The following is a 5,052-nucleotide window of genomic DNA, read 5'->3' on the forward strand; positions in this document are numbered from 1 at the left end:
GGCCAGCGACTCGCCCATCAGCGCCGTCTCGCCGTTGGTCCGGAAACGCCCTTCGATGAACGGCTGGACCTCGTCCGCGACGAACCGCCGGAAGCGGTCGGAGTGTCCCTGCGTCGGATAGCGCGCGATCAGCTCGGCGTTGTCCGTGGCCAGCGCCAGCTCATTGCGACGATCCACCGAGGCGATGCCGACGACGATCACGTCGCGCGTCGTGCCGTTCACCGTCCCCAGCTGGGCCAGTCCGGAGATATGGTGGAAGTCCTGCCACGTCGTCCCTCCGTCCAGGAGGTAGAGCACCGGATACCGCGTTGCGCCCTCCGCATAGCCGGGCGGCAGCCAGACATTGATCTCGCGCGCCGCGCCCATCACCGTCGAGGGCAGGGCGTACGACTGTCCGATCACGATCGGCGTCGGGTCCCACTGGGCCGCGACGGGCGTCGCGGCCGTCAGAAGAACGCCCGTCGCCAGCAAGGCCGTCATCGCCTTCCGCAACATCACTTCGCCTCCCGGGCAGGTTCGATCAGGTCCCAGGCGTTGCCGTACAGGTCCTGGAATACGACAACCTTCCCATAGGGTTCCTGTCGCGGCGTCTCCCGGAATTCCACGCCGGCGGCCGACCATGCGGCGTGGTCCCGGAGGAGGTCGTCCGTCTCCAGAAACAGCCAGACGCGGTCGCCCGCCTGCCGGCCGACGGCCTCGCGCTGGGCGTCGGTCGTCGCCCTGGCCAGCAGCAGGGAGGTCTGCCCGCCCCTGGGCGTCGCCCGCACCCAGCGTTTGCCGCCGCCCATGTCCGTGTCCTCGCTGAGTTCGAAACCCAGCTTGCCGACGAAAAAGGCGATGGCCTCGTCGTAGTCGCGGACCAGCAGGCTGACGGCGCCGAGACGGGCCACGGACCTAGAGCCGCGCCTTGACCGCCGCGACGACCGCGTCCGTCGTGATCCCGAACTTGTCGTACAGGACCTCGGCCGGCGCGCTCGCCCCGAAGCCGGTCATGCCGACGAAGCCGCCGTCCTCGCCGATGAACCGCTCCCAGCCCTGCTGGATGGCGGCCTCGACCGCCACGCGGACGGTCCCGCGCCCGATCACCGAGGCCTGGTATTTCGAATCCTGCTGGAAGAACAGCTCGAAGCACGGGACCGAGACGACCCGCGTCGGCGTGCCTTCCGCCTCCAGCGCGTCAGCGGCGGCCAGCGCCAGCGCCAATTCCGTCCCGGTGCCGAACAGCGTCACCTTGGCGGCGCCCTTGGCGGCGCGGATCTCATAGGCGCCCTTGGCCGACAGGTTTTCCGAGGCGGCGACGGTGCGCACAGCCGGCGTCTTCTGCCGCGACAGGGCCATGGCCGACGGCGCGGTCTTGTGCTCCAGCGCCGCCTGCCAGCACTCCATGGCCTCGACCGTATCGGCCGGGCGGAAGACCAGCAGGTTCGGGATGGCGCGCAGGGCGGCCAGATGTTCGACCGGCTGGTGCGTCGGGCCGTCCTCGCCCAGGCCGATGCTGTCGTGGGTCAGGACGTGGATCGCCCGCACGCCCATCAGGGCGCCGAGCCGGATCGCGGGGCGGCTGTAGTCCGAGAACACCATGAAGGTGCCGCCGTACGGGATGACCCCGCCGTGCAGCGCCATGCCGTTCATGGCCGCGGCCATGCCGAACTCGCGGATGCCCCAGTTGACGTACCGGCCCTCATAGGTGGGCGCGTCGAAGATCGGCGTGCCCTTGACGAAGGTGTTGTTGGAACCGGTCAGGTCGGCCGAGCCGCCGATCAGTTCGGGAATGGCGGCGAACAGCTCGTCCAGCGCCGCGCCCGACGACTGGCGGGTGGCCTGGGCCGGTTTGGCCTCGACCAGTTCGGCGATCTTCGCCTGCAGCTTGTCAAAGGCGCCGGCGGGCAGGTCGCCCTTCATGGCGCGGGTGAAGTCGGCGGACTGGGACGAGGCGTTCAGACGGGCTTCCCACGCCTTGCGCTCCTTGGCGCCGCGGCGTCCGACCTTCTTCCAGGCCTTGTCGACCGCTTCCGGCAGCTCGAACGGCTCATGGGCCCACGACAGGCCCAGACGGGTGGCGGCGATCTCGGCCGCGCCCAGGGCCGCGCCGTGCGTCTTGTGGCTGCCTTCCATGGTGGCGGCGCCGCGGCCGATCTTCGTCTTGCAGGCGATCAGGGTCGGCTTGTCCTGCCGGGTCGCCCACTGCAGCGCCGACTTGATGGCCTTCATGTCATGGCCGTCGATAGCCTTCACGGCCCAGCCCGCGGCCTTGAAGCGCGCCTTCTGGTCCGTCGCGTCCGACAGCGAGACCGCCCCATCGATGGTGATGGAGTTGTCGTCCCACAGCACCGTCAGCTTGTTGAGCTTGTAGCGTCCGGCCAGGGTGATCGCCTCCTGCGACACGCCCTCCATCAGACAGCCGTCGCCGGCGACGACCCAGGTCCGGTGGTCGACCAGACCGTCGCCGAACCGCGCGGCCAGATGGCGCTCGGCCATGGCGAAGCCGACGCTGTTGGCCAGACCCTGACCCAGCGGGCCGGTGGTGGTCTCGACGCCCGGCATATGGCCGAACTCGGGGTGGCCGGCGGTCTTCGATCCCCACTGGCGGAAGTTCGACAGCTCTTCCTTCGTCGCGGCCTTGTAGCCGGTCAGGTGCAGCAGGCTGTAGATCAGCATCGATCCGTGCCCGGCCGACAGGATGAAGCGGTCGCGGTCGGCCCAGTCCGGGCGGCTGGCGTCGAACTTCAGAAACCGGGAAAACAGCACCGTCGCCACATCGGCCATGCCCATCGGCATGCCGGGGTGGCCGCTCTTCGCCTTTTCGACCCCGTCCATTGAAAGCACCCGGATGGCGTCCGCCATCTGTTTCGGGGTGGCCTTTTCGGATACGTTTTTGGCGTCGGTCACGGGGAGGACCTTTCGTCGGGGGGCGGAAAAAAGGAAGCGCGCCGCTTTACCCCGGCGTGCGCGCGGGTTCTATACGGATTCTGGAGGATGTGACCCGAATGGATGCTGCTTCGGCCGCCAAGGACCGTGTCGACCGCGCGCTCGCCCTGCTCGAGCGCCGCCTGCTGGACCTCAAGGGACGCGCGGCCGGCTCCAGTCGCGTGCCGGACGACGACCTGTTCGCGCCCGAGCCCTCGACCGAGACCGACCGCCTGCGCATCTTCGAACTGGAAGCCGCCGGCCGCGACGCCGCCGAGGCCCTGTCACGCGCCGCGGACGCCATACGCGACAGCCTGTCGGAACAGGAGGCCCGCTGATGGCGACGGTGACGGTCGAGATCAACGGCCGCCCCTACGCCGTCGGCTGCGCCGACGGCCAGGAGGACCGCGTTCGCACCCTCGCCGGCCAATTCGACGGTCATGTGCGTCAGGTGGCGGGGGAAGTCGGCCATGTCGGCGACATCCGTCTGTTCCTCATGGCCGGTCTGATGCTGGCCGATGAACTGCACGAGGCGCGCGCCAACGGCGGGGCCGCGCCCGCGTCCTCGGCGGCCGCCAACATCGATGGCGTCGCTGAAGCCCTGAACGCCGTCGCCGCCCGATTGGAAAAGATCGCACAGGGGTTGTGAGCCGGCGCCATTGTTCCGCCCCGGCGGAACGACTATCTTGTCCAGCGGCGGGTCTTGCTGCGGCCCACGTCGAAGGCAACATTTCCTTGCGACCTTAATTCACTCGAAGGGAGCTGTCCCTGACCAGGCTCGTGGGCCTGGGCACACGGCGCCCACCTGGCTACCCAGGTCGAGAGGATTTAAACGCTCTTCACGGTTCTCGCGGCGCCGCCAACCTCCCTTCCTTTTTGCGCAATCGCTCGCCGCGCGGCGGCTCGCTGCTTGAGCGCGGGTTGTGCGCGGAGTAGGGCTGCCGGGCGTGTTCGACGCGGCCGGACGGCTTTCCATGACCGACAAGCATCAGCTCCGCGCCGCCATGCGGGCCACGCGCAAGCGTCTGGCCGGGCTGGACGCGGGCGCCGCCGGACGGGCCGCCGAACAGGCCGGGGCCCTGCCTCCGGGCCTGATCGTCGCCGTCTATCGCGCCATCGGTTCGGAACTGGATGTCGACGCGCTCTCGCTGGCCCTGGGCCGGGCCGGGCGCGAACTGTGCCTGCCGGTCGTCATCGAGCGGGACGCCCCCATGATCTTTCGCCGCTGGTCGCCCGGCGAGCCTCTGGAGCTGGACGAGGCCGGCGTGCCCGCGCCGTTTCCCCTGGCCGGGACGGTCAGGCCGGACCTGATCCTGACGCCGCTGCTGGCCTTTGACCGCCACGGGGGAAGACTGGGGCAGGGCGGCGGTTACTACGACCGCACCTTCGCGGCCTTGCCCGACGCGATCCGGGTCGGCTTCGCCTACGCCGGTCAGGAGGTCGAGCGGCTGCCGGTCGAGACGCACGACATCCGCCTGCATGGCGTTCTGACCGAGAAGGGCTATAGAGCCTTCGCATGAGACTGGCTTTTTTCGGTGATGTCGTCGGCAAGTCCGGACGGGACGGCCTGAGCGACCACCTGCCCGGCCTGAAGCGCGACCTGAAACTCGATTTCGTGGTGGTCAACGCCGAGAACGCCGCCGGCGGTTTCGGCATCACCGAGAACACGGCGCGCGAGTTGTTCATGGCCGGCGCCGACTGCCTGACCCTGGGCAACCACAGCTGGGACCAGCGCGAGGCCCTGACCTATATCGTGCGCGAGCCGCGCCTGATCCGTCCGGCCAACTATCCCCGCCTGATGGACGCGCCGGGGGCCGGCGCCAACCTGTTCGAGACCCAGAGCGGCAAGACCGTGCTGGTCATGAATGTGCTCGGCCGCATCCACATGGATCCGATGGATTGTCCGTTCAGCGCGGTCGAAAAGGAACTCGCGGCCTGCCCGATGGGCGCGGCCGCCGACGCCATCATCGTCGACATGCATTGCGAGGCGACCTCCGAGAAGATGGCCATGGGCCATTTCTGCGACGGCCGGGCCTCGCTGGTGGTCGGCACCCACACCCACGTCCCGACCGCCGACTGCCAGATCCTGCCCGGCGGAACGGCCTATCAGACCGACGCCGGCGGCTGCTGCGACTATGACTCGGT

At 69.2% G+C, this 5,052-nt stretch carries 7 protein-coding genes and 1 other RNA gene; 5 read left to right on the forward strand and 3 right to left on the reverse strand.

The window, feature by feature from the left end:
* The 3 genes from V6M42_RS11895 to tkt form a co-directional block, all read right to left on the reverse strand.
* The coding region (locus V6M42_RS11895) for an alpha/beta hydrolase (protein WP_332678635.1) at nt 1-495 on the reverse strand (495 nt) is incomplete at its 3' end.
* Nucleotides 495-890, reverse strand: a complete 396-nt coding sequence (locus V6M42_RS11900; protein WP_332678637.1) for a VOC family protein — start codon at nt 888-890, stop codon at nt 495-497. The genes V6M42_RS11900 and V6M42_RS11895, both read right to left, overlap by 1 nt.
* A gap of 4 nt (nt 891-894) precedes the next feature.
* Nucleotides 895-2,844, reverse strand: a complete 1,950-nt coding sequence (gene tkt, locus V6M42_RS11905; RefSeq protein WP_332678643.1) for a transketolase — start codon at nt 2,842-2,844, stop codon at nt 895-897.
* A gap of 143 nt (nt 2,845-2,987) precedes the next feature.
* Between tkt and V6M42_RS11910 the strand changes: the two genes are divergently transcribed.
* The 5 genes from V6M42_RS11910 to V6M42_RS11930 form a co-directional block, all read left to right on the forward strand.
* Nucleotides 2,988-3,245 carry a hypothetical protein gene (locus tag V6M42_RS11910; RefSeq protein ID WP_332659310.1) on the forward strand — a complete coding sequence of 86 codons (258 nt, stop codon included), beginning with the start codon at nt 2,988-2,990 and terminating at the stop codon, nt 3,243-3,245.
* The gene (locus V6M42_RS11915) at nt 3,245-3,556 is read left to right on the forward strand and encodes a cell division protein ZapA (RefSeq protein WP_332678638.1); all 312 of its coding nucleotides are present in this window, start codon (nt 3,245-3,247) and stop codon (nt 3,554-3,556) included. The genes V6M42_RS11910 and V6M42_RS11915 overlap by 1 nt, the downstream gene beginning before the upstream one ends.
* 51 nt (nt 3,557-3,607) lie before the next feature.
* Nucleotides 3,608-3,768: non-coding RNA, 6S RNA (ssrS, locus tag V6M42_RS11920), on the forward strand.
* A 113-nt stretch (nt 3,769-3,881) separates the two neighbouring features.
* Complete coding sequence (locus tag V6M42_RS11925; RefSeq protein WP_332659308.1) at nt 3,882-4,427, forward strand: 5-formyltetrahydrofolate cyclo-ligase; 546 nt, start codon at nt 3,882-3,884, stop codon at nt 4,425-4,427.
* Nucleotides 4,424-5,052: TIGR00282 family metallophosphoesterase (locus V6M42_RS11930; protein WP_332678641.1), on the forward strand; the 629-nt coding region annotated here is incomplete at its 3' end. The genes V6M42_RS11925 and V6M42_RS11930, both read left to right, overlap by 4 nt.

Origin of the sequence: Brevundimonas sp. (assembly GCF_036677305.1) — a bacterium.
Classification (GTDB): Bacteria; Pseudomonadota; Alphaproteobacteria; order Caulobacterales; family Caulobacteraceae; genus Brevundimonas.

Coding starts and splice junctions, on each gene's coding strand:
- tkt (WP_332678643.1), bottom strand. CDS start 2,844: ATGGCGGACGCCATCCGGGTGCTTTCAATGGACGGGGTCGAAAAGGCG.
- V6M42_RS11910 (WP_332659310.1), top strand. CDS start 2,988: ATGGATGCTGCTTCGGCCGCCAAGGACCGTGTCGACCGCGCGCTCGCC.
- V6M42_RS11915 (WP_332678638.1), top strand. CDS start 3,245: ATGGCGACGGTGACGGTCGAGATCAACGGCCGCCCCTACGCCGTCGGC.
- V6M42_RS11925 (WP_332659308.1), top strand. CDS start 3,882: ATGACCGACAAGCATCAGCTCCGCGCCGCCATGCGGGCCACGCGCAAG.